Below are 652 nucleotides of genomic sequence, written 5' to 3' on the forward strand. Positions count from 1 at the left end.
ATGGTATTTCATTGCGATTTTATATTATATAATTAATTAATAAATTACTGCTAATAATAGTGATTGGGAGGGCAAACTTCTCCTATTACAAGAAATCCTGGATGAATGGCTTAAGGTACAAGCAACGTGGATGTATTTGGAACCAATTTTCTCCTCTCCTGATATTCAGCAACAGATACCTGAAGAAGGGAGAAGATTTGCCGCCGTTGATAAGGTATTATTGAAAAAAGATAAACAGTGTCAGAAATTTGGTGAAATGAATTATTTACGATATAAATAAACAATTTTTTTTCCAGACTTGGCGTGAAATAATGAAAGCTGTTTTCCTAGAGCCAAGAATCTTGGACGTTATCACCATTGAAAAGATGTTAGACCGTATGAAGAAAAGTAACAACCTACTTGATATGGTGCAGAGAGGACTCAATGCATATTTGGAGAAGAAGCGTCTTTTCTTCCCAAGAATGTTCTTCTTGTCCAATGATGAGTTGCTTGAAATTCTATCTGAAACGAAGGATCGATCGAGGCCGATTTCTATTCTAAGGAATACCAAGGTTTGACAGTTGGTATTAAGTTAATAAAGTTGCAAAGTTAGTAATGTTTATGCTATACTTAAATTACCTTAAGTAGGGTGGTGATATGAATCAAGTTGTTG

Annotated in this window: 2 protein-coding genes; both read left to right on the forward strand. The window is 34.4% G+C overall.

Going from position 1 to position 652, the window contains the following annotated elements:
- Positions 1–130: 130 nt before the first annotated feature.
- The gene (locus ACJ5GX_RS04545; protein WP_495292747.1) at positions 131–280 is read left to right on the forward strand and encodes a hypothetical protein; all 150 of its coding nucleotides are present in this window, start codon (positions 131–133) and stop codon (positions 278–280) included.
- A gap of 31 nt (positions 281–311) precedes the next feature.
- On the forward strand, positions 312–557 hold the full coding sequence (locus ACJ5GX_RS04550) for a dynein heavy chain (RefSeq protein ID WP_495292748.1): 246 nt from the start codon (positions 312–314) through the stop codon (positions 555–557).
- The last annotated feature ends 95 nt before the right edge of the window (positions 558–652 follow it).

The sequence above is a fragment of the Wolbachia endosymbiont of Tuta absoluta genome, from assembly GCF_059414725.1.

Bases quoted from the DNA above. Each gene is read 5' to 3' on its own strand.
- ACJ5GX_RS04550 (WP_495292748.1), top strand. From the start codon at position 312: ATGAAAGCTGTTTTCCTAGAGCCAAGAATCTTGGACGTTATCACCATT.
- ACJ5GX_RS04545 (WP_495292747.1), top strand. From the start codon at position 131: ATGTATTTGGAACCAATTTTCTCCTCTCCTGATATTCAGCAACAGATA.